The following is a 23,263-nucleotide window of genomic DNA, read 5'->3' as shown; positions in this document are numbered from 1 at the left end:
AAAGGAATAAACAGTGGAAGTACATTTATATATACAGCATGAACAGCAGGTCTACGAACCCGTTGTCCAGGGAAGCATAGACTGGGAAATACAACGCAGCAGCCAGCCGGGAAAATGTACATTTACCGTAATGCCTGATGAGATTTTAAAAATCGAAGAGGGGAATGCGGTACGGCTGGATGTAAATGGAACTCCGGTTTTTCTCGGGTTTATATTTGAAAGAAACTGGAACAGTACTGGTGAAATGAAAGTGACTGCCTATGACCAGCTCCGGTATTTAAAAAATAAAGATAGCTACAATTATTCAGGTTTAACGACTGGAGATGTAATTAAAATGATTGCCGGGGATTACAACTTAAACGTTGGGGAACTGGAGGATACCGGAGAGAAGCTGGAAAGAAATGAAAAGGACAAAACGTTATTTGACATTATCATGAACAGTCTGAATCTGACAATGATTCGTAAAAAGAAGCTGTATGTTTTTTATGATGATGTTGGCAAGCTGACATTGCGGGACATGGAACAGATGCAGTTGGATCTTTTAATTGATGACCAGACAGCACAGGATTATGACTATAAGATCAGCATTGACAGCAATACATTTAATCAGATCAAGGTATATCATGACGATAGTACTACAAAAAAAAGAGAGGTCTACATGACCAAAAACACCGAATCCATTAACAAGTGGGGGATTCTTCAAAAAGATGAATCCATTGATGAAGGAATTGACGGACAGAAGCTTGCAGAACAGTATTTGACCTTATATAACCAGCCGTCCAAAACACTGAGTATCAAGGATGCATTTGGGGATATCAGAGTTCGGGCGGGCTGTCTGATTCCTGTTACTTTGGGTTTGAAAGATATGAAACTGAATAACTACCTTCTGGTGGAATCGGTAACCCATAAAATTGATGCCGGTGTTCATACTATGGATTTGACATTGAGAGGAGCAAATATTTATGGCTGATGTTCAGTGGGTGGAAAATATTAAAAAAATTGTTGTTCAGGCAGTTGAAGCTCAGGATCCTTGTGATGTAATAACAGGAACTGTGCTCAGGAATAATCCAATGGAGATACAGATCGGACAAAAGACCGTTTTATTTCAATCCCAGATTATTATTCCAAAACAATTTACCGATTACACTCAGATTATGAGCATTCCGGGCATTGGTGAAGTATCTGTTCTCATTAAAAATGGGTTAAAAACCGGTCAAAAGGTCCTTCTCTTACAAAAAAAGGGCGGACAACAGTTTGCAGTCATTGGAACCTGGTAGAAAGGAGGAGTGTAATGCTTCCGGTAACAGGAGATATTTTACAAAAAAATTTAAAAATTGTATACAAACCTTCCAAAACATTTCGTTTGGATACGGATCAAAAGAGGATTGTTGATATGACAGATGGTCTGGAAGCAATCAGACAATCTGTATACTGTATTCTCAATACAGAGAGATTTGAATGGCTGATCTATAGCTGGAATTATGGTACAGAATTAAATGACTTATTTGGTAAATCAGCAGGATTTGTAAAAGCCAAGGTAAAGAAGCGGATCAGGGAAGCTCTAAAGCAGGATGACAGAATAACAGAAGTGAATTCATTTTCGTTTGAAATGTCGAAACGGAGTCTGCATGTGACGTTTACCGTACATAGCCTATGGGGAGAAATTGAAGCAGAGAAAGAGGTGAAGATTTAATGTATGAAGATATGACGTATGAGGTCATCATAAAGCGAATGCTGGACCGGGTTCCAAAAGGGCTGGATAAAAGGGAAGGTTCTCTTATTTATACAGCACTATCGGCGGCGGCAGCGGAAATGCAGGTGATGTACATAGAGTTTGATACGATTTTAAAAGAAACCTTTGCGGAAACCGCTTCCAGAGAGAATCTGGTTCGCAGAGCTTCGGAAAGGGGAATGGAACCGGATCCTGCAACAAAAGCTGTCTTAAAAGGCATTGCAGAACCCCAGACCGTGGTATTGGAAGCTGGTCAGCGATTCCGTTATGGAACTCTTTATTATACCATCACAAAGTTACTGGGAGATGGAATGGTTCAATTAACCTGTGAAACACCGGGTGTAATTGGAAACCGTCAGGCAGGACGATTGATTCCAGTGGAAAGCATTACGGGACTTGTCTCTATGGAGGTAACCGATCTGCTGATACCTGGAGAGGATGAAGAAGGTACGGAGGAATTTCGAAAGGCATACATCCAGTCCTTCATGGAAAAAGCATTTAGCGGAAACCGAAAAGATTATCTGGATAAGACCAATGGCATTCCAGGAGTGGGAGCAACAAAAATCACAAGAGCCTTTAATGGTCCGTCCACAGTAAAGCTGACCATTCTGGATTCCAATTATAACAAAGCATCAGATGTGTTGATTCAGACGGTGCAGGAAACCATGGATCCTGTAGCTGGCAATGGAGATGGTCTGGCTCCCATTGACCATATGGTGACGGTTGATACAGCGGAAGAAGTAATCATTCACATTCAATGTGAGCTGGAGTATGAGAACAGTTATGGGGAAGAAGGTCTACTGGAGGAAATCAAAGGTGCGGTTGAAGCTTATCTGGAAGAGCTTCGGACATCCTGGCAAGGACTTGGTGATCATGGCTGCATGGTAAGAATATCCCAGGTAGAAGCAAGAATTTTAACCGTAAAAGGAATTTATGATATTAAAAACACACAGATTAATGGAGTTGCAGGAAATTTGGAACTGGATAAAATTCAGATTCCCGTATATGGAGGAATAAAAATTGATTCGAGAAGTTAGTTTACTTTCCTATATCCCTGATTTTCTTAAGGATTATACAGAAATGCGGGTAATTCAGGAAGTTATGGAACCAGAGATTCAAACAATGGAGAATGAAACGGAGGTTCTATTTGATAATCAATTTATATCAAGTTCCAATTTGGAGAGTTTAAGGCGTTATGAAAAAATGCTCCAACTGCCGGTAATGCCTCATGAGACATTAGAAGACAGAAGGTTTAAAGCATTAACAAAGTGGAACCGGATTATTCCCTATACCAAAGTAACGTTAAAGCAAAGACTGGCGGTATTGTGTGGGGAAGATGGATATACGTTGGAAATTGATCCTCAAAAGAAAGTTATTGTGCGGGTGGCGTTAAAGAGCAAACGAAATTTAAATGAAGTAAAGGAAATGCTGGAAGAGTTTGTACCCTGCAATATGGTGATTGATTTAGATTTACTTTACAATCAGCACAGTTTAATCAGCAACTACAAACACAAACAATTAGGAGCCTGGAGTCACAGGCATATAAGAGATGAGGTGCTTATTGATGGCGAATGAAACAAAAAATTATAAATTTCTAAAGCCGGAAACGGACGATTTTTATGACATCAGGGAATATAACAAGACAATGGATGCTTTGGATGATTCCCTTACGGAGATGAATGAATCAAAACTGGATAAAGCGGGAGATGCTTCCCAAGCTGTTACGGAATTTGAAGAGGAAGTATTAAGAGAGAACATTGAATCCGGTGAAACACTATCTACAACTCATGGGAAAGTAAAAAAGTGGTTTTCAGAAATGAAAGATGTGGCTTTTTCCGGCAAAGCAAAGGATATTATTCCTGATGCAGCCCACCGGTTTGTGACGGAGAAGGAGAAAGGCGACTGGAATGGGAAGGTTGCGGCTTTAGGTGGGGATATATCAGAGACGGTAATTGAAACGCTGGAAACAGGTAATGAACAGTATCCCATTCCTGAGGCAGGGGAGACGGCGAAAGTTTACATGGCTAAGGTTAAAAGGTTTATGGAACACGTCAAACCTCTTGAAGCAGACATGACGGTGTATGTTGCAACTACTGGAAGTGATATCGAGGGGGATGGTACTGAGATTGCACCGTATAAAACTATTACATATGCGCTTAGTAAAATTCCAAAGACATTAAGTGGCTATACGGCTTCGGTTGTGGTTGCTGGCGGAACTTACCCGGAAGATTTAGTTATTTCTGGATTTACTGGAGGATTACAGTTGTTATTAAGTGGAGATATCACAGTAACTAGTATAATAGTAAATAAGACCACTCTAACTTGCAGGAGTTTCGATACAACTTCTCATACAATTACTTCTCGGTGGATTAGTGTTACTAATTATGCTTCATGGACATCTTATCTACAAATAAACATTATGCTTACTGGATCTTTTAATCCATCAGATCATGAAGTATCTTTTTATGCATCTTTATGCAGCAAAATTTATGCAACTGGCAATATAACTTTTACAGGTAATACTGACGTTGCCATTTACCTAAGTGCTTCATCCACTGGTTATTTTGGTACAATTACAGGAAGTGGATTTGCAGTTGGAACTGTTTTAAGGCTTAATTCTCAGGTAAGCTGGCAAAAAAATGATTTGTCTGCTATAACCCCTACTGAAACTACTGCACGCAATAGCAGTATAGTAGTTAGCCATTATGGTGGGGTTATTGGAACACTTCCGTACAATACTACATGGTATGTCTCTGCAACAGGATCTGATGAATTCGGAACAGGTACAGAAGCACAACCCCTTAAAACTATACAAAAAGCCTTAACGATGATTCCTAAAGATCTAGGCGGTCATCAAGTGGTGATAAGTGTTGCCAACGGAGTCTATGATGAATCTGTGAATGTGGTAGGCTATTATAATGGATACTTAACCATTACGAGTAAATCCCCAGATGTCATTTCCTCTTCTGTAACTGTGGACAGAATGGATATTTCATATTGCACAGCATCTATATCAGTAAAGGGTATTAAATTTTCAAACACTACAAATGTCTCGGCAGTCTTTATTATATCATCATCTGATGTATATCTTCACTATCTACAAATAGCAAACTCGTCCAGTAATACTGGTGTTTATGCTTCTAAGGGTATACATATAAAACTATATCACTGTGATTTATCATTCAGAAACAAAGCAATAGAGTTTATGGACTCTAGTGGATATATTTGGGATTGTACAGGCTCCAGTAATACTACAGGAATTTCAACATTAGGTGACGCTACTATAAAAGTAATTGGTACCTCTCCAGGGTCAACTAATGGGATTGTACGCAGTGGCGGAGCTGCGCTTTTCAATGAGTCTGGTACGCAAATATCAGCCATAATTTCCTCCGGATTATCTTGTACTTGGGGAAAGATCAATACTGGTGGTTATATTAGGAATGGAAACGTGAGTGGTACAGCAATGGTAACCATAAACATACATCTCTCATGTATAACAACTCTTTCAGCAGGAGTGCTATATCAATTACATGGATTTCCAAAAGAAGTTGTTATTGATACGGCTGTGAGCCCTAGCCAAGTTAATGAAATTGGATCGTGTTATATTAGAAATGGTAATATACAAATTTATCCATTGGTTAATCTTCCGATAGGATATAGTTTTTCACTTAATTGCACGTACCTAACCAATTCATAAAAAAGGAGAATAACTAATGAAATATGAAACAATTAAGGTAGGAAATAAGATTTATAATATTGCAAAAGGAAGTTGCAGCCTAAATAATTTAAGTGGATATACCCCAAGGTCGCTATCATCATCGGATCAAATGAGGTGACGGATATACATAAAAATCTCTCCGAAAATACTACCGTTACAAAATACGATGCGAACGGTGTAGAAGAATGGAAACAGGGCAACCTAGTGTATACTGGTCAAATGTCCTTACAATCATCTTTCCCAATTGGGATTGAATCAGTACGGGAAACCGAAGAAAACGGAAACACTGCAACCAGAAACAAAGAAGTCATGGGTGAGGTTGTCATCGTTGAGTACAGGACCCCGAGTATGGAAGATAAGGTAAATACACAGCAGAAACAGATCACCAGTTTGAATGCTCAAATAGCATATTTGCAAATGCTCTCAGGAGTAGAAACGGAGGTACCTCATGAGCAAAAATTTTAATAAGGTAAAGGATTTTTACACAGCAAAATTATGGTCCATAAATTGGGTATGGAACGCAGTAGATAAATGGATCACAGCGGACGAGTACCGGGAGATCACAGGAAAAATTTATAAGAAAGATTGAGGAATATGATAATGAAAAATATTATCTGCACAGCCGCAGGCATAATAGGCAGCCTGACAACCGCTCTATTCGGCGGCTGGGACACCAGCATTGCCACATTAATTCTTTTCATGGCAATTGATTTTCTTTCCGGTCTGGCAGTTGCAGGAGTATTTCATAGCAGCACCAAAACCGAAACCGGAACTTTGGAATCAAAAGCCGGCTGGAAAGGATTATGTAAAAAAAGTATGACCCTGGTATTTGTCTTAATCGCCCATCGGCTTGACTTATCAATCGGGACAACCTACATAAGGGACACAGTGGTCATCGGCTTTATGGTAAATGAACTGATATCTGTGGTAGAAAACGCAGGTCTTATGGGAATTCCTCTTCCATCAGTTCTTATAAAAGCCATAGATATTTTAAACCAGAAATCAGAGGTATCAAAATAGCCTGTACCAATCCATGACGGACATTCTTTCCTTTCTTTTCATATCATAGACTATAGATATTATGGAAAGGACAAGGTGAGAAATATGGTAAAAAGTCAGGCGACCAAGGATATGCCCCGTCTGGAACTGATGGGAATTCAGGAAAACTTAAAGGACTCCGATTATGAGGAAATCAAGCGTTTCCGGGAGTCCTTTAATCCCGATGAGATGGGCTTTTCAGGAAGAAAGGAGGGGGTATAGCATGGAGATTCACCAATTATTAACCCCGTATAACTATTCAAACGGTGATATTGACCGTATCAAATATATTGTGATTCACTATGTGGGCGCCTTAGGCGGTGCAGAAGCTAACTGTAAATATTATGCTTCCAGATACATTGGAGCCAGTGCCCACTATTTTGTAGGATTTAACGGAGAGATCTGGCAGTCTGTGGAAGACAAAAATATCGCATGGCACTGTGGTGCGAAATCATACAGACACAAAGAATGCAGAAACAGCAATAGCCTTTCCGTAGAATTATGTGTGAGAAATAAAGGGGTTCAGACCGATACCAGTAAAGACTGGTACTTTGAAGATGCCACCGTAAGAGCTGCAAAGGAATTGACTGCAGAACTTATGAAAAAATATGGAGTAAAAGAAGATCATGTAATCAGACATTACGATGTAACCGGAAAAATCTGCCCCAACCCTTATGTCTACAATCAGACCAGACATACATGGAACGGTTTTAAAGAAAGTCTGGTTCTTGCAACGGAGGTAAAATCAGGCTGGAGAGAAGAAGAGGGCGGTTGGAGATTTTATCTGGGAGACACAGGTAATCCAGTAACCAATGACTGGTATCAGGACGGAGAGAAGTGGTACTGGTTTGACGGTGCCGGACATATGGTGAAAAATACCTGGAAAACAGGTTCTGATGGAAAATGGTATTATCTGTCAGACGATGGTTCCATGGCAGTGAACCAGTGGGTTGTGTGGAAAGATGACTTGTATCGGGTAACAGAAGACGGAAGCATGTTTGAGGGGAGCCTGATTGTAAAAACAGACGAAAAAGGTGCGTTTCGAATGGGATAAAAAAATTTAATAAAAAAGAATAAAAAAGGCGGGAGTCCGGTTTGTAAAGACAAAAACGGTCCCGCTTTCTCTATGAACTAAAAAAATATCCCACATAAAAGTATAACAAAAAATCCCATCCAGCGGGTTAGTCTGAACGGGATAAAAGTCTTTTCTATAAATTAAGCCATAGCGTTAACAGCTTTTGTGATTCTGGATACTTTTCTGGAAGCGTTGTTTTTATGATATACGCCCTTTGTAGCAGCCTTATCAATATCTGTGATAGTGCTGAGTAACTGAGCCTGTGCAGCAGCCTTGTCACCGGCAGTAATTGCAGCTTCTACCTTCTTGATAGATGTTCTCACTTTGGATCTGATCGCTTTGTTTCTAGCAGCTTTTGTTTCGTTTACTAAAATTCTTTTCTTTGCAGATTTAATGTTAGCCAATCTGTACACCTCCAATAAAATGATATATGATTATTCTTTGTTTTGCATCAAAGCCTGGACACGGACAGTTCAATGTAAACATACCTTTGTATTCTAACGAATTTTACACCAGATGTCAATACATAATTCCTGCTTTTTTGCAGAAAATACCTAAGAATAGCTGGAAAGGAGGAAGAAATGGAAAACACATTTGAAGTGCGCACAGACCTTGCTGTAGAAGAAAAAGAAAGTTTCCCAGGTGATGGAGGCGAGATATCCGGTGTTTCTCTGCGGGAATGGCACAGACCTGACAGCCGGATTAAGATGACTGAGGTCAGAATTCTGGATAAAAAAGGGGAAAAAGCCATGGGGAAACCCATTGGAACCTACATTACACTGGAAGCCGATGAGCTTTCCTTAAAAGATGAAGATTATCATAGAGAAGTTTCCAAAGAACTGGCAGGACAGATCAGCCACCTGCTGGAGGGAAAGAGTTACCAGAAATCAAATTTTCATGTACTGGTGGCAGGACTTGGCAATTCATCTGTAACTCCGGATTCTCTTGGACCCAGAGTGCTGAATAATCTGCAGGTAACAAGGCATTTAAAAGTCCAGTATGGAGATGATTTCTGGGAAGGAAGAAGCATGCCGGTAATCAGTGCCATTGTTCCTGGAGTTATGGCGCAGACAGGGATGGAAAGTGCTGAAATCCTACAGGGAATTATAAAAGAGACAAAACCCGACTTAATTATTGCCATTGACGCGTTAGCGGCAAGAAGTGTAAAACGTCTGGGGACAACCATTCAGCTTACGGACACAGGAATTCATCCCGGATCAGGTGTTGGCAACCACAGACACAGTCTGACAAAAGAAAGTCTTGGTGTTCCTGTCATGGCAATCGGAGTTCCTACAGTTGTAGGGGCAGCAGCCATTGTACACGATACCGTATCCGCTATGATTGGAGCGCTGTCAAAAAGCATGGAAACAAAAGGAATGGGTGATTTTATCGGCAATCTCAGTTCCGATGAACAGTATAATCTGATTAAGGAATTGCTGGAACCGGAATTTGGTCCTCTCTATGTAACCCCGCCTGACATTGATGAAACAGTGAAACAACTGAGTTTTACCATCTCAGAAGGCATTCACATGGCATTTTTGGGACAGGAAGATTCGTAGTAAATGACAGACTTTCTGCATAGGATATTAAGAATGATTATGCAGGAAGGCGGCTATGAATAAGAATAACAATTTTTTGAACAAAGTAATAAAAATCATGATGATTGCGGTAAGCCTGATTCTGGCCGTTTTCTTAAGTATAAGAGAAGTTTCAGAAACTGGGAAAAAGGCGGACCCGGGTAAGGCAGAAGCGTTAATAAAAGAGGGGGCTGGTTTAGGGCTTTCCTATATCTGGCGGCATCAATACCCGGCAGTCGTATGGGATGAGAAGGTTGGCAGCAGGGAGAAGGTTCCGGAAAACAAATCCGTTGGAAGTGCCATCTTTCATTTCTTTTTAAATCAGTCCCCTCTTTACCGCTATGCGGATACAGACAAAAACAAGGATAGGGATTACAAGGAAGAAGACCCCTCTTATCGTGCATATCTGGAGAGGGGGAAATTCTATGAAGAACACAGTTTTCTTCTTTATGATGGAGGGGAAGAAAGCGGGGAGGATGGTTCTGTTAATGCAGGGACAAATGTAACCGCAGAAAATACAGAAGAGAAAACTCCGCTTCATAATAAGACCGTGAAAGAAGGAAAGGATGAAGCACTTACCTGTGCTGCAAGCAGTATCTGGCCCATCGTAGGAACTACCTATTTAAAAGAGCAGCTTGCTGACTATGATTTTATGATGAAACATTTTTACAATGTCCACACCTCAACCACTGCACCCAGAGATATGATGAAAGCAGATCAATTTCTGGCAGAGGATTTCACCTTGGAAACCGGCAATGATAAACCCCAGATATTAATTTACCACACCCACTCCCAGGAGGAGTATTCTGATCATGGACCAGATAAACCAGAAGCAACGGTTGTTGGAGTAGGAACCTATTTAACCCAACTTTTGACAGACAAAGGATATCATGTAATACATGATACTTCGGTGTACGATCTGCAAAATGGGAAACTGGACCGGAATAAAGCGTATACGTATGCCTTAGATGGAATTTCAGGAATCCTCCAGGAGAATCCTTCCATAGAAGTGATTCTGGATATTCACCGGGATGGAGTAAACGAAAGCCTTCATATGGTCAATCAGGTAAACGGGAAACAAACGGCACCTATCATGTTTTTTAATGGCGTCAGCATGACACCGGAAGGTCCCATTGAGTATCTGCCGAATCCTTACCGGACAAAAAATCTTGCATTCAGTTTTCAGCTTCAGCTTGATTCCGCCGCCTACTTTCCTGGTCTGACCCGTAAAATCTACATAAAAGGGCTTCGCTATAATCAGCATTTAAGGGCAAGATCTACTTTAATTGAAGTTGGTGCCCAGACCAATTCCTATGATGAGGCATTAAATGCCATGGAACCTTTGGCAGAAGTTCTCGATATGGTACTCCAGGGAAACTAAAGAAAAGCAGGCGAAATGCTTTCCCAGTGGACAATTGACGGTTTTAATGGTATATTTTTATAGATATAATTTATTTAGAAACATCAGAAAAGAGGAGTTACTTTATGGCAGTTGTCCAGCAGAATAAGATACGAAATTTTTGTATTATCGCTCATATTGATCACGGGAAGTCAACCCTTGCAGACAGGATTATAGAAAAGACCGGACTGCTGACCAGCAGGGAGATGCAGGCACAGGTTCTCGATAATATGGACTTGGAACGGGAGAGGGGAATTACCATCAAAGCCCAGACTGTCCGTACCATTTATAAGACAAAAAGCGGCGAAGAATATATTTTTAATATGATTGATACCCCGGGTCATGTGGATTTCAACTATGAGGTTTCCCGAAGCCTTGCAGCCTGTGACGGTGCAATTTTAGTTGTAGATGCTTCTCAGGGAATTGAAGCCCAGACCCTTGCCAATGTGTATATGGCTCTGGATCATAACCTTGATGTATTTCCGGTTCTCAATAAGATTGATCTTCCAAGTGCCGATCCTGAGCGGGTTGTGCAGGAGATTGAAGATGTAATCGGAATTGAGGCCCATGATGCACCAAGGATCTCTGCAAAGACCGGACTGAATGTGGAAGCTGTGTTAGATGCCATTGTGGAGAAGATTCCTGCGCCTGAGGGAGACCCTGATGCCCCTTTGCAGGCTCTGATCTTTGACTCTTTTTATGATTCCTATAAGGGCGTTATTGTGTTTTTCCGTGTAAAGGAAGGAACACTGAAAAAAGGGGACAAAGTGCGTATGATGGCAACCGGTGCGGTGGAGGACGTGGTGGAAGTCGGATATTTCGGTGCCGGTCAGTTTATCCCCTGTGATCAGCTGAGTGCCGGCATGGTAGGCTATCTGGCAGCCAGCATAAAGAATGTAAAGGATACTGCCGTTGGAGATACCATCACTCATGCGGACAGACCCTGTACCACTCCTCTTCCAGGATATAAGAAGGTTACCTCCATGGTTTACTGCGGACTTTATCCGGCGGACGGGGCGCGCTATAACGATCTGCGTGAGGCACTCGAGAAGCTTCAGCTAAACGATGCATCCCTGTTTTTTGAACCAGAGACATCTCTGGCACTTGGTTTTGGGTTCCGCTGCGGATTTCTGGGACTTCTGCATCTGGAAGTAATTCAGGAACGTCTGGAACGGGAATATAATTTAGATCTTGTAACCACAGCCCCCAGTGTTGTGTACCGTGTATATAAGAGAAATGGCGAGATGATGGAGCTTACCAATCCATCTAATCTTCCTGACCCAACCGAGATTGAATACATGGAAGAACCCATTGTCAAGGCAGAGATCATGGTAACTACAGAGTATGTGGGTGCCATCATGACCTTGTGCCAGGAACGCAGGGGGGTATATCTTGGCATGGAATACATGGAGACAACAAGGGCACTTTTAAGGTATGAACTGCCTCTCAATGAGATTATCTACGATTTCTTTGATGCTTTAAAATCCCGTTCCAAAGGCTACGCTTCCTTTGATTACGAACTGAAAGGCTATGAACGTTCGGAACTGGTTAAACTGGACATTCTGGTGAACAAGGAAGAAGTGGATGCCCTTTCCTTTATCGTCCATGCAGAATCTGCCTATGACAGAGGAAGAAGAATGTGTGAGAAGTTAAAGAATGAGATTCCAAGACAGCTTTTTGAGATTCCCATACAGTCAGCCGTGGGCGGAAAGATTATTGCCCGTGAGACTGTGAAGGCAATGAGAAAAGATGTTCTTGCAAAATGTTACGGCGGCGATATATCACGAAAGAAAAAACTTCTTGAAAAACAGAAAGAAGGTAAAAAACGTATGCGCCAGATCGGTAATGTAGAGATACCGCAGAAGGCATTTATGAGCGTACTGAAATTAGATGATGAATAAAAAGAATTTAGAGCTTTATGTGCACATTCCATTTTGTGCACGCAAATGTGCTTACTGCGATTTTCTTTCTTTTTCGGGGAATGACCGGATGCAGTGGGAGTACACGGAAAAACTGTTAAAAGAGATAGAGGTCCGGAGTGCTGGCACCGGAGAATACCAGGTCATCAGTGTATTCTTCGGAGGAGGTACTCCTTCCGTATTAAAACCTGAGTATATGGTACTTCTTCTTCAATCACTAAAGGAACATTTTTCCATTCTTCCGGAAGCGGAGATCAGTATGGAAGTGAATCCCGGAACCGTTACCTTAGAAGGGCTTTCTTCCTATAAAGAAGCAGGAGTGAACCGGATCAGCATAGGACTGCAGTCAGCAGATGATCAGGAACTAAAGAATCTAGGGAGAATCCATACTTACGACGAATTTTTAAAAAGTTATGAAAGAGTCCGTAAGACAGGCTTTGACAATGTAAATGTGGACTTGATTTCAGCCATTCCGGGACAGACCGTGGAATCATGGAAGAATACATTAAAGAAAGTAACCATGTTAAAGCCCGAGCACATCTCTGCCTATAGTCTGATTGTGGAAGAAGGAACCCCATTTTATGAGCGGTACGGGAGCCATGTGGAAGATACGGAAGATGACCTTACAAAGGCGGAGCGTCACCAGATAATGGCACTTCCCCCTCTGCCGGATGAAGATGCAGAGCGAACCATGTATTATATGACCCAGGATTTTTTAAAGGAACAGGGCTATGAGCGGTACGAAATATCCAACTATGCAAAAAAAGGATATGAGTGCAGACACAACATCGGTTACTGGACCGGAATTTCCTATCTTGGGCTTGGGCTTGGAGCTTCTTCTTATCTTGATGGATGCCGGTTTCATAATACTTCTGATTTCAAAGAATATATCAGCACAAACCTGGATCAGGAGGGGGAGAATAAGATTCTCATGAGAGATTTTGAAAGACTGACCATTGAAGATAAGATGGAGGAGTATATGTTTTTGGGGCTTCGCCTCACTTCTGGAATCTCTGCATATGGATTTATCAGCAATTTTGGTCAGAACATACGAAGTGTGTATGGAAAAGTTTTAGATTCCATGAATGAGTTAGGATTGATGGAATTGAAAGACGGCTATTACCGGCTCACTCCCAGGGGGATTGATGTCAGTAATTACGTTATGAGCCAGTTTTTATTTTAAATAACCGGGAAGGTCCAGTCTTGTATCATGGGCAGGATTTCGTGTTTTATTAAAATCTGCAATCGGACAATTATTCAGTACAAATAAGAGGGTATTCGGAACATTTCACGTTAAAAAATCTTAACATGCAGTAGGATATAAGATGTGTGTGAATAAGAAAGAAAAAGTGGAATAAAAAAATATATAGAATAACCTGATTACAACGAAGATAGAAGCACTGCTTTTTGTCTGATTATATAATAAAGCGGATTTTAAATGCAAGGTACGAAAAGCTGATGATTTTGGGCAATTCTCGTTTTATCATAAGGACAGAAATCTTCTTGTTGGATTTTACAGGATGGTTTCTGTTTTTCATTTAGTAGGAGGTCAAAGTGGGAAAAACCCGTATACATAAAAATAGATTCGTAACGGATTCGTTGATTGAAGAATATTGTACATGGCTGCATGGTTGTGAAAAGAGCAAAGATACCATTTTAAGATACCGGTATCATCTTTGTTCTTTTATGAACTATTTAAACGGCAGATCTGTAAACAAAGAGATTGTGATTTTATGGAAAGGTTCTTTAAGAGAACATTTTGCGCCGGTCACTGTCAATGGAGCGTTGTCCGCTTTAAATGGATTTTTTACTTACTGTAAATGGTTAGACTGTAAGACAAAGTTTTTAAAAGTGAACCGCAATACTTTCTGTTCTGAAAATAAAGAAATATCAAAAGATGAATATCAGAAACTGGTAAAAACTGCATACCGTAATGGGAAGGAGAGACTTGCACTTTTGCTGCAGACGATCTGTTCCACTGGAATCCGTGTATCTGAGCTACAGTTTATTACCGTAGAGGCAGCAAAAAAGGGCAAAGCAGAAGTGGACTGTAAGGGAAAGGTACGGACTGTTTTTCTTACGGGTACTCTTTGTGATATGTTATTAAAATATGCAAAAAAGAAACAGATACAAAACGGTATGATTTTTATTACACGAAATGGCACTGCATTGGACAGAAGTAATATATGGCGGGACATGAAAGGTTTATGCAGCGAAGCGCAGATCGTAAAGGATAAAGTATATCCTCATAATTTACGTCACTTATTTGCCAGAACGTATTATAATCTGGAAAAAGATTTATCAAGACTTGCAGATATATTAGGGCACAGCAATGTGAATACAACCCGGATTTATACCATCGAAAGCGGTTATAGCCACGTCAGACAGTTAGAGAAATTGCGGCTTCTTCTTCCGGTTGACAACAGAATTCCTATTTTGTTGTAGTCTGTCTTCCTTCTCAGATTATTCCACCATATTTTAGAACCCAAACCCACTATTTTTCTTAAAAAACTCACATTTTTAAAAAATTGAATATAGGAAACAGGCTGGTTACGTTTATTATGAAAAACCAGCCTATTTGTCGTGCATATAGAATCAAATTAACATCCAAAAACTTTTATTGTTGTAAGGTTTTTGGATATTTTTTTGATTTATTTTACAACAAAATAGGAATTCTGTTGTTGTTCATTAAAAACTACTCTTTTCTTCTTGAATATTTCCATAATTTGGAAAAAACTTCCTGCAAAGGAATTTATATAGATGTAACTTAAGAGAAAGGAAGGTACTAATGAGCAATGAAAAAGAAGTTAAGCGTTTTAACCGCTTTCGCACTTTCTGTTCTTTTTTTGGAGTGTTTTTCTAACGGACAAGTTTTTGCGGCGGAAGGATGGAAATCAGAGAATGGGGAATGGTCCTATCTTGATTCTCATGACCAGCCAATGACCAACTGCTGGAAGCAGTCTAAAGATAGCTGGTACTATTTGCAGGAAGAAGGCAAGATTTTAAAAAACAGCTTTCTGCAATGGGGAAATGCCAATTATTATGTGGATGCGGTTGGGAAGATGGTTCAAAATAGCTGGATCTGGATCGCCCGGTCTGAAAGCCAGAGTGAAGCTATTTCAGAGGGCTGGTATTATTTTGGTTCCGATGGAAAAGCATATCAGAGGAAAAATAACAGCTTCAAGAAAAAGATCAATGGAAAGACTTATATTTTTGACGAGGAAGGGCTTATGCTGACAGGCTGGCTTGATGAAGATGGACATAGCGTGGACGAATCTGACCAGCCATTTGCAGAAGGTGTTTATTATTCTGATACAGACGGTGCTCTTTATACAGCGCAGTGGATGGATTATGGAAATATTGATCATGGAATTGGCGGTTCTGATTTGGATAGCCATGTGACAGGACGGAATTATTCGGACTATGAAAAAATGTGGATTTATTTTGATGATAATTCCAGAAAGATATCAGCCAAAGGCGATACCCTTCGCCAGAAGAACATTAACGGGTCTTCCTATGGCTTTGATGAAAACGGAATCATGATTCCATGGTGGAGCAAGGTGGCATCAGTCAGCAATGCAGATAAAAGCAATCCTACCAGCTCTACATCAGCCAGGTACTATTCCGGTTATGACGGAGGAAAATTATTCCGCAGCCAGTGGTTTTTTATGTATCCGTCAGAAAATCTGGATGCAGCAGATTATTATGATCAGGAATCCAGTTGGTGGTACACCGATGAAAAAGGGGAAGTGTATCGGAACCGGATTCGTAATATCAATGGAAAAAGCTATGCTTTTGACGGAATTGGCAGAATGAGAACCGGTTTTGTGTTGTTTGACGGGAAATCAGAATTTGTTGCCCAGTATGATGTGGAAGCATGGGATTCCAATGCTTATAAAGAAGGCACCCTCTACGGCATTGAAAAATCAGACCTGTATCTGTTCGCTCCCGATGAGTTAAACGATGGCTCCATGCAGACAGGAAAAGAAATAAAAGTTGAACTTGCAGACGGAGTATTTACATTTGGATTTTCCAGTAACGGAAAAGCATATGGAAATAAAAACAGGCTGCAGAAAAAAGAGGATAAATACTATATCAACGGTTTAAGACTGGAAGCAGAGAAAGAATACGGATATGGTGTAGTGAAAATAGAGACAGATCAGGAAACCTATTATCAGGTAGTGGACCAAAACGGAAAAATCGTAAAAGGTGAGAAAAAGGTTGTACGTGATAAAGATGGTGCGTATCTCATAATCCTGAATAACCGGTTTGCAGCAAGAGTGGAAGATGAGCAGAAACCAAGATGGAGAAGCATACCAGGAGAAACTGGTTTTTACCATTATGACAGAGATCACAAAAAGAATCCATACCATGAAGGCATGATTACAGGATATGGAATGGACCCTGATATAGAGAGTCTTCCTTCAGAAGAACGTTTGAATTTCTGACAAAAAGGACTGTACAAAGGAGGAAAAACGGAGTGCGTATAAAAGCAGATATCAGACGGATAATCGCAAGAATTCTGATTTTTTGTATTGTTTTAGGCGGCTTTCCTGCAAAAGGGGAGATGGTAGTATATGCCTCGACAGAAATTGACAATAACCGAATTGCAAATGGTCATAATGACAATACAATCTGGGCTGAGAAAGATAATGGAGCCAAGTTTGATCTGGTGGGAATTAAGAAAAGCGGAGTGTATAACTACGAACAAGATAATTCCAGGGTTCTCCAGACTGTATATGGTTTTAAGGGGTATCACACCTACATAAACGACTCCACCCTGGAGGAGGGGAAAATTACTTATATACCCAATCAGGGGAGATACAATGGGGGAGTTATGGAATTTCCAGACACTCATGAGAAATTCCCCAATATGGAGGTTTCTGTAAAGACTGACAGCAGTCCGGATGGACAATATGTATTTGTAGATTATTACATCTATAATAAGAATCTGACAACAAAAACCATGTATATTGGTACGACTGCCGATGTCCAGATTGGAGATGATGACGGCGCAGATCTGGCAAGAACCTTTGGAAGCAGAGAAGGTTTTTATATGGTAAACGGAAAAGATGGTACTGATGCAATGGCTACTTTTGAATGTATCACCAATGATCCCGAACTGAGAATCTATGGGGATGAATGGGGAGTCAAACGTTGGATAGGAGCATACAGCACCACTTATCAGTGTAATCACCTGATTACACAGCCAGATGAGTTCCAGTCTGTATATCAAAACAGAGGTTATGAGCATTATGTGTTTAAAGAAAATAAAAGTGAATTTAACTCAACAAAAGATATTAAAGCAAATGCTTTAAATAATCCAAATAGATATGTGGATTCTGCCTTTGCTTATTCCTGGAAAGTGGATGTCCGTCCTTACGAAGTTGCCCATCGCCGTGTGGCTTATACGGTTCGTCCAACTTCCTATTATGTATCCTCCCAGAGAGGAGAAAATAGTAGTTCCCGTGATGGTTCTTTTGCAGAGCCATTTTCAACCATTGATTATGCCATGTCAAAGCTCCAGGGAAAAAGAGGGTATATCTATATCATGGATTATGCCCCCATTCAGGATCCTATCCAGGTGCCCAATGCAGCAGGTACGGACATTACAGTACTAAGCAGCAACTTTGACGAAAACGGTTCGACAATTTCCGAGAATGTGGGTTTAAAGAGAGCTTCCGAACCCAGGGGTCCCATGTTTATAATAAATTCCAATCAGGTAAAGCTGGGATTTAATAATATTACATTAGATGGGAATGGGGTAGAAAGCAGTTATCCTCTGATCAACGCAGTAAGTGGGGAACTTCAGATTAATTCAGGAGCCGCTCTTACAGGAAATAAAGTAACAGATTCGACAACTGCAAGCGCAATCAATGTAACCGGAAGTGCCAGCCTTAGAATGAATTCCGGCACAATTTCCAATAATACCTCTGCAGGAGCCGGAGCAGTTTATTTTGACAGCTCTGGGAAATTTACAGCAATAAATCAGATACAGATTGCAGATAATGTGAATCAGGCAGGAGAAAAGGCGAATGTTATTCTGGCGGAAGGAAAGTACATAACCGTAGAGGGGGATCTTGGGTCTTCCCTCATAGGAGTTACAACCAGACAGGTTCCGGCTGCATCCGTAGGGGAGACAACAGAACAATCCCAGGAGGTAGTGATTGCGGTTCCATCTGCCAACTATCCTGGCAGTATATCTGCCTGTCCTTTTGCAGATAACTTCTTTGCAGATGGAGATACCGGCAATATGTCCGGGATTTTTGCAACAGTAGGGTCCTCGGTTTTAAATAACAATAACCATACGGTTTTAAAACGTAATGGGTATACCATCAGCTTTATCACCAGAGATGCTTCCACAGGAGGAACGGTAAACGGAAGTACAGAGATTGTTCCAAAATCCTTTGGTGGCGGACAGGAGGTTTTAATTTCTAAACCTTCCGAAATACCTGGTTATGAACTGACCGGGATTGAGATTGAACAGGGGGATGAGACCTTACTTGTTCCTGTAGAGGAAGAAAATGAGTATGGCAGCATAACCGGATTCATGCCGGCTCAGGATGTTGTGGTTACTTATGAATACACCCGAGTGGAAGCTTCCATTGCTTTTGTAGTCAATGGGGGAACTCCCCAGCAGGAAACTCTGACAGGAACCGCAGGGACCAGTGTCAATGCGCTTCTTCCAACTGTAAGCCGGTATGGCTATATTTTTAGAGGCTGGAGTAAGGTAAACAGCCAGACGGAGCCCCAGATTATCACAGCACTGCCCAGTGTGTTCCAGGAAGAGCCAATTACTTATTATGCAATATGGGAAGCAGATCCTGCGGTAAAGTTTCATTACACAGTGAGCTATACCAATCAGAATGGGTCAATTGTGTTTCAGTCCGGAACGACAGAACATGCTTATTCCGTAGAAGCCCAGATTCAGTCACAGAAAAAGAACATTCATGGATATATATGGAGCCTGGAAGATTCGTCTACAAGTCCGGCAGAGTATGATTACAACGGATTGGGTGCTGAACCTGTGGGAACATTTCATGGAGGTACCGGAAGTTTTGAAGGCAGGATGCCGGGGCAGGATGCGGCAGTTCGGTTTGGCTATAAGGTGGACCGCAGTAATCCCCACGCCAGATCTGATCTGAACGTGCAGTATATCACAGAGAGTCAGACTGTGGTTCATGCTCCGAATACAACCAGCTATTTCCCGGAGGATGAGATTACTGCTTCTCCAGTTGATGTTTATGGATACCGGCTGGTATCTGCAGAGATCACTGGAGGCAATGAAAGTGACAGCACAGATGGTCATCTTGTCAGTGCAGTACAGGGAACTTTTGACAGCAACAGCCGTTTTACAGGAATTATGCCAAATCAGCCTGTAGAAATCACCTATATATATGAAGCAACAGAAGAGGGATATAACTTTGCAGTCAATTATAAGGATAACGGGACCACGGACAATCGTTTGAGAAATGTTCTGGCACCGGACATCCAGAAGAAAAAAGCAGACGTCCAGGTTCGTGCAGACTACCAGGAATTATATGGATACAGTCTGGAGCGGGCTGCCGCAGTGCCAAACGGACAGGGAAGTTTTGACGGAGCCAGCAATTTTACAGGAACCATGCCAAATAATGATCTGTCGGTATTCTATTATTACGACAGAGTTTCTGAAAAATGGGTACAGATTACCTATCATGCAGGTTTGAACGGAACTATTACGGTTGGAAATGATACATCCTCTGATGTTCAGTCTGGCGGAAATGAAACATATAAAACCAGAGTTTTGAAAAATGATGGATCTTTGCAGGGACAGGCAGACAGCTATACCTGGAGCGAAGTGAAAGAAAAACATCTGGTTCCAGAACCTCAGGCAGATTCCTATTACCGGTTTGCAGGCTGGTTTGTGGACAGCAACCAGAATGGAAAGCTGGATAACGGAGAAGAGATTTTAGCAGAAGATTACCGTTTTACAGAAGACACGGCTGTAACTGCATTATTTGAAGAAGATCCGGAAAAATGGATTGATATTTCATTTGCAGCAGGAGAGCATGGAGCGCTTTTAGAGAGTGCCGCTCAGTCTCTGCACGTGAAGTACGATATGAAATGGGAAGATATTTCAGATCAGCGTCCTGCTTATATACCAGAAGCCAATTATCTGCCAGATGGCTGGTACGATGGAGATGCAGAAGTGGAAGATCATGATGTCTTAAAAAATGGACATACCTACACCATACATTTTTATCCCGATCCTGGAGTTTTTGGAACCGATGTAGCACCTCCGGATGCGATGGCAGGTCTAAATGGGGAAGGGAAAGGAAAAGTTGTTATATATAACACCTCACCTGGTTATCAGTATATTATCACTGATTTAGACGGGAACATTCTATTGGTGGAAAGAGGAAGCATTTCAGGAAGAGTTTATTTTGATTCTCTTTACCCTGGAGCCAGATATCTGGTATATGAGGCAGCAGGCAATGTTCAGGCTTCACCAGAAAATAAAATTTCAGAGATTGAGGGAGTCATCAGTGATCCGGTGGAAGTTTTAACACCAGTAGTGGATACCAACTATCAGATTCTTTACGATGAGACACATGACGGAAAGACAGAACTGGTGATAAAACCGGCGGATAAAAAATCCGATTATGCAGTTTTAGATAAGGATGGACAGGTGGTAATGACACCGGAAACAGAAGAAAGCGGCTGGCAGTCTGTCAAAGGAAATCCAGGAACCATATCTTTTAGCGGTTTAAATTATGATGAGGAATACATTGTTGTAGCCAGACCAAAAGGAGTGGAAGAAATTACTCCTGAAAGCAGAAGACCAGACGGATCAGCAATTGTTACAGATCCAGGCGGAGCACTGGATATTCCCCAGTATATTATCGAAACCATATATGGAACGGTAACCAGTGTTGATGGTCAGCAGATTGGAACAGAACGGTATGAAGAAGCCCACAAAGGAGATCAGGTGGTTCTTACAGCCCGGGAATATAATGATGCTGACGAACAATTTGACTATTGGAAGATAACAATCGGAACGGTTCCAGGATTTGGTGGAAAGATAAGAACCAGAGAACTGGCTTTTGAAATGCCTGATACCAATCTGGTATTTACTGCTTATTATAGCCGTCCGGCAGCAACTCCAAGCAATGCAGCAGTAGTCGATGAAGTCCGGGGAGGACGGGGAGATGAGATTGCCCTGAATCCTGACGAGGTATCAGGACTGGAAGAGGTTTTGACAACAGAAAAAGACCGCACACTGCTGGATGAAAACCATGCAGATGTAACCTACAAAGTAGTGTATACAAAGAACAAAGTAAAAGCGACCGAATCCAATGCAGTAAAATCCTCTGCTTCCTATGATAACAGCCATAGCCAGGCATACAAGGGAGCATTTGGACTGAATGTAGATATTGAACGGTATGTAAACGGGAGAAAGACAGAGATTGCCACACCATCCCAGGCTCAATTCTCTACCTATGTTCAGTTGGATAAAGAAGATGTGGATATGATGGATTATCAGCTATACCGGATTGTAACAGATCCGGACGATGGATCCATGCAGGCAGAGCCGGTATCAATGTCAGACAATCCGGAAGAGACTGGCGGTTTATTTACTTTTTATGCGGAAGCAGGAAGCAGATATGTGTTTGTTTATTCCAAGGCATACAGGCTCTACTTCTTAAACCAGACAGTTCTTCCAAAATACCAGTATTATTTTAAGGTAAGAAAGGGAGAAGCGGCAGGAGATGGATATTATTCCTCTGAATATGCACAGGTAGAAGAACCGGCAGATATTTATATCAGCGAAGATGGAATTGAGTACAACTTTGAAGACTGGAGCTACCGGGATGACAAGCTCAAAGCGTTTGATCCTGACAATAAGATAAACAGAAAAACTTATGTGTATGCCTACTATAAAGATAATCACAAAGAAGTAAATAAGGGCAGAAATGAGTTAGAAGAGGAAGTGAAAAAAGCCATTGATATGAGTGATGATCACTTCCTGACACGAAAGGAAACCGAGAAGCTGAAACGTGCAATCGAGGATGCACTGGATATTCTTGACAGAACCGCCCCAAAAGCCACAGCAGAAGAATTAACAGATGCGATTCATCAGCTGACTGGTGTAACCAGACCTTTGGAAAAGATTCTTGACAAGCGTTATAACCATTATGAGGTAATCCAGGATTCTGGCAATAAGGGAGGCAGCAGCAGAGGCGGCGGCGGAAGCGGAAAAGGAACCAGTGTCAAACCCCATAATCCGACGTTGGAGAAACATTATACAGTGGGTACCAATGGAAACTGGGAAAAGCTTGAAGGAGCAGATGATCGGTGGAGCTTTGTGTTAAACGGAGGAATCAGGCTGACCGGAATGTGGGCAAAGCTTGATTACAAAACTGGTGATTTGAACCAGAATGGCTGGTATCACTTTAATGACAACGGAATTATGGATTATGGCTGGTTCAGGGATGAAAAGCTTAACTGGTATTATTGTAATACAAAAGCGGACGGACTCCTTGGAAAGATGAAAACAGGCTGGTACCACAGTGTGGAAGATAACCGCTGGTATTATCTGGACCCGGATACCGGAATCATGGCAAAGGGCTGGAGAAATATTGATGGTGTGTGGTATTACTTTACCGCACAAAACAGCATGGAGACATATGGCTATGATTTGGCAACCGGAAAGTGGGTGTTTAAAAATAATACAGAAAAACCACTTGGTTCCATGTATGTAAATGAAAAGACACCGGATGGATACCATGTAAACACAGACGGAGCCTTAATGCAGTAAGGAGGAA

General features: G+C 41.3%; 19 protein-coding genes. 18 read left to right on the top strand and 1 reads right to left on the bottom strand.

Translation table 11 applies throughout. From position 1 onward, the window contains the following. Positions 1–13: 13 nt before the first annotated feature. From FAY33_RS09165 to FAY33_RS09120, 11 genes are all read left to right on the top strand, one after another. Positions 14–970, top strand: a complete 957-nt coding sequence (locus tag FAY33_RS09165) for a hydrolase (RefSeq protein ID WP_143320919.1) — start codon at positions 14–16, stop codon at positions 968–970. Further along, positions 963–1,277, top strand: coding sequence for a DUF2577 domain-containing protein (locus FAY33_RS09160; protein WP_143320918.1), 315 nt, complete (start codon positions 963–965; stop codon positions 1,275–1,277). The genes FAY33_RS09165 and FAY33_RS09160 overlap by 8 nt, the downstream gene beginning before the upstream one ends. A 14-nt stretch (positions 1,278–1,291) precedes the next feature. Next, entirely contained in the window at positions 1,292–1,693 is a 402-nt protein-coding gene (locus tag FAY33_RS09155) for a DUF2634 domain-containing protein (RefSeq protein WP_143320917.1), read from the top strand. Next, a complete protein-coding gene (locus FAY33_RS09150; protein ID WP_143320916.1) occupies positions 1,693–2,769 on the top strand; it encodes a baseplate J/gp47 family protein in 1,077 nt (358 codons plus the stop codon). The genes FAY33_RS09155 and FAY33_RS09150 overlap by 1 nt, the downstream gene beginning before the upstream one ends. Further along, positions 2,753–3,307 (top strand): putative phage tail protein, encoded by a 555-nt coding sequence (locus tag FAY33_RS09145; RefSeq protein WP_143320915.1) that lies wholly within the window; start codon positions 2,753–2,755, stop codon positions 3,305–3,307. The genes FAY33_RS09150 and FAY33_RS09145 overlap by 17 nt, the downstream gene beginning before the upstream one ends. Next, positions 3,297–5,429: a hypothetical protein gene (locus FAY33_RS09140; protein ID WP_143320914.1), complete on the top strand. Its 2,133-nt coding sequence runs from the start codon at positions 3,297–3,299 to the stop codon at positions 5,427–5,429. Before FAY33_RS09145 ends, FAY33_RS09140 begins: the two co-directional genes overlap by 11 nt. A gap of 135 nt (positions 5,430–5,564) precedes the next feature. Then, the gene (locus FAY33_RS09135; RefSeq protein WP_143320913.1) at positions 5,565–5,915 is read left to right on the top strand and encodes a hypothetical protein; all 351 of its coding nucleotides are present in this window, start codon (positions 5,565–5,567) and stop codon (positions 5,913–5,915) included. After that, entirely contained in the window at positions 5,899–6,039 is a 141-nt protein-coding gene (locus tag FAY33_RS09130; protein ID WP_143320912.1) for an XkdX family protein, read from the top strand. The genes FAY33_RS09135 and FAY33_RS09130 overlap by 17 nt, the downstream gene beginning before the upstream one ends. A gap of 11 nt (positions 6,040–6,050) precedes the next feature. Beyond that, positions 6,051–6,470, top strand: a complete 420-nt coding sequence (locus tag FAY33_RS09125; RefSeq protein ID WP_143320911.1) for a phage holin family protein — start codon at positions 6,051–6,053, stop codon at positions 6,468–6,470. 84 nt (positions 6,471–6,554) lie between these two features. Beyond that, on the top strand, positions 6,555–6,710 hold the full coding sequence (locus FAY33_RS19360; RefSeq protein WP_185967558.1) for a hypothetical protein: 156 nt from the start codon (positions 6,555–6,557) through the stop codon (positions 6,708–6,710). A gap of 1 nt (position 6,711) precedes the next feature. Next, on the top strand, positions 6,712–7,542 hold the full coding sequence (locus FAY33_RS09120) for a peptidoglycan recognition family protein (protein WP_143320910.1): 831 nt from the start codon (positions 6,712–6,714) through the stop codon (positions 7,540–7,542). A gap of 161 nt (positions 7,543–7,703) precedes the next feature. On the opposite strand, the gene rpsT is transcribed toward FAY33_RS09120, so the two are convergent. Beyond that, positions 7,704–7,967: a 30S ribosomal protein S20 gene (gene rpsT, locus FAY33_RS09115; protein WP_143320909.1), complete on the bottom strand. Its 264-nt coding sequence runs from the start codon at positions 7,965–7,967 to the stop codon at positions 7,704–7,706. Positions 7,968–8,144: 177 nt separating this feature from the next. Between rpsT and gpr the strand changes: the two genes are divergently transcribed. From gpr to FAY33_RS09080, 7 genes are all read left to right on the top strand, one after another. Next, a complete protein-coding gene (gpr, locus tag FAY33_RS09110) occupies positions 8,145–9,122 on the top strand; it encodes a GPR endopeptidase (protein ID WP_143320908.1) in 978 nt (325 codons plus the stop codon). A 55-nt stretch (positions 9,123–9,177) separates the two neighbouring features. Further along, a complete protein-coding gene (gene spoIIP, locus FAY33_RS09105) occupies positions 9,178–10,521 on the top strand; it encodes a stage II sporulation protein P (RefSeq protein WP_243126663.1) in 1,344 nt (447 codons plus the stop codon). A gap of 104 nt (positions 10,522–10,625) precedes the next feature. Continuing rightward, positions 10,626–12,440: a translation elongation factor 4 gene (gene lepA / locus FAY33_RS09100; protein WP_143320907.1), complete on the top strand. Its 1,815-nt coding sequence runs from the start codon at positions 10,626–10,628 to the stop codon at positions 12,438–12,440. Then, positions 12,430–13,641 carry a radical SAM family heme chaperone HemW gene (gene hemW, locus FAY33_RS09095; protein WP_143320906.1) on the top strand — a complete coding sequence of 404 codons (1,212 nt, stop codon included), beginning with the start codon at positions 12,430–12,432 and terminating at the stop codon, positions 13,639–13,641. The genes lepA and hemW overlap by 11 nt, the downstream gene beginning before the upstream one ends. A 371-nt stretch (positions 13,642–14,012) precedes the next feature. Next, positions 14,013–14,903 (top strand): tyrosine-type recombinase/integrase, encoded by an 891-nt coding sequence (locus tag FAY33_RS09090; RefSeq protein WP_243126662.1) that lies wholly within the window; start codon positions 14,013–14,015, stop codon positions 14,901–14,903. Between the two features lie 350 nt (positions 14,904–15,253). Continuing rightward, a complete protein-coding gene (locus tag FAY33_RS09085; RefSeq protein WP_143320905.1) occupies positions 15,254–16,906 on the top strand; it encodes a cell surface protein in 1,653 nt (550 codons plus the stop codon). A gap of 32 nt (positions 16,907–16,938) precedes the next feature. After that, positions 16,939–23,256 carry a hypothetical protein gene (locus FAY33_RS09080; protein ID WP_143320904.1) on the top strand — a complete coding sequence of 2,106 codons (6,318 nt, stop codon included), beginning with the start codon at positions 16,939–16,941 and terminating at the stop codon, positions 23,254–23,256. Positions 23,257–23,263: the final 7 nt, after the last annotated feature.

Origin of the sequence: Clostridium sp. HBUAS56010 (genome assembly GCF_007115105.1) — a bacterium.
Taxonomy (GTDB): domain Bacteria; phylum Bacillota; class Clostridia; order Lachnospirales; family Lachnospiraceae; genus Lacrimispora.
This window is presented reverse-complemented; position numbering and strand designations above follow the sequence as displayed.

Excerpts from the sequence above, each read along its gene's own strand:
- FAY33_RS09125 (WP_143320911.1), top strand. The coding sequence starts at position 6,051 with ATGAAAAATATTATCTGCACAGCCGCAGGCATAATAGGCAGCCTGACA.
- gpr (WP_143320908.1), top strand. The coding sequence starts at position 8,145 with ATGGAAAACACATTTGAAGTGCGCACAGACCTTGCTGTAGAAGAAAAA.
- spoIIP (WP_243126663.1), top strand. The coding sequence starts at position 9,178 with ATGAATAAGAATAACAATTTTTTGAACAAAGTAATAAAAATCATGATG.
- FAY33_RS09130 (WP_143320912.1), top strand. The coding sequence starts at position 5,899 with ATGAGCAAAAATTTTAATAAGGTAAAGGATTTTTACACAGCAAAATTA.
- hemW (WP_143320906.1), top strand. The coding sequence starts at position 12,430 with ATGATGAATAAAAAGAATTTAGAGCTTTATGTGCACATTCCATTTTGT.
- FAY33_RS09120 (WP_143320910.1), top strand. The coding sequence starts at position 6,712 with ATGGAGATTCACCAATTATTAACCCCGTATAACTATTCAAACGGTGAT.
- lepA (WP_143320907.1), top strand. The coding sequence starts at position 10,626 with ATGGCAGTTGTCCAGCAGAATAAGATACGAAATTTTTGTATTATCGCT.
- FAY33_RS09085 (WP_143320905.1), top strand. The coding sequence starts at position 15,254 with ATGAAAAAGAAGTTAAGCGTTTTAACCGCTTTCGCACTTTCTGTTCTT.
- FAY33_RS09155 (WP_143320917.1), top strand. The coding sequence starts at position 1,292 with ATGCTTCCGGTAACAGGAGATATTTTACAAAAAAATTTAAAAATTGTA.
- FAY33_RS09150 (WP_143320916.1), top strand. The coding sequence starts at position 1,693 with ATGTATGAAGATATGACGTATGAGGTCATCATAAAGCGAATGCTGGAC.
- FAY33_RS09160 (WP_143320918.1), top strand. The coding sequence starts at position 963 with ATGGCTGATGTTCAGTGGGTGGAAAATATTAAAAAAATTGTTGTTCAG.
- FAY33_RS09140 (WP_143320914.1), top strand. The coding sequence starts at position 3,297 with ATGGCGAATGAAACAAAAAATTATAAATTTCTAAAGCCGGAAACGGAC.
- FAY33_RS19360 (WP_185967558.1), top strand. The coding sequence starts at position 6,555 with ATGGTAAAAAGTCAGGCGACCAAGGATATGCCCCGTCTGGAACTGATG.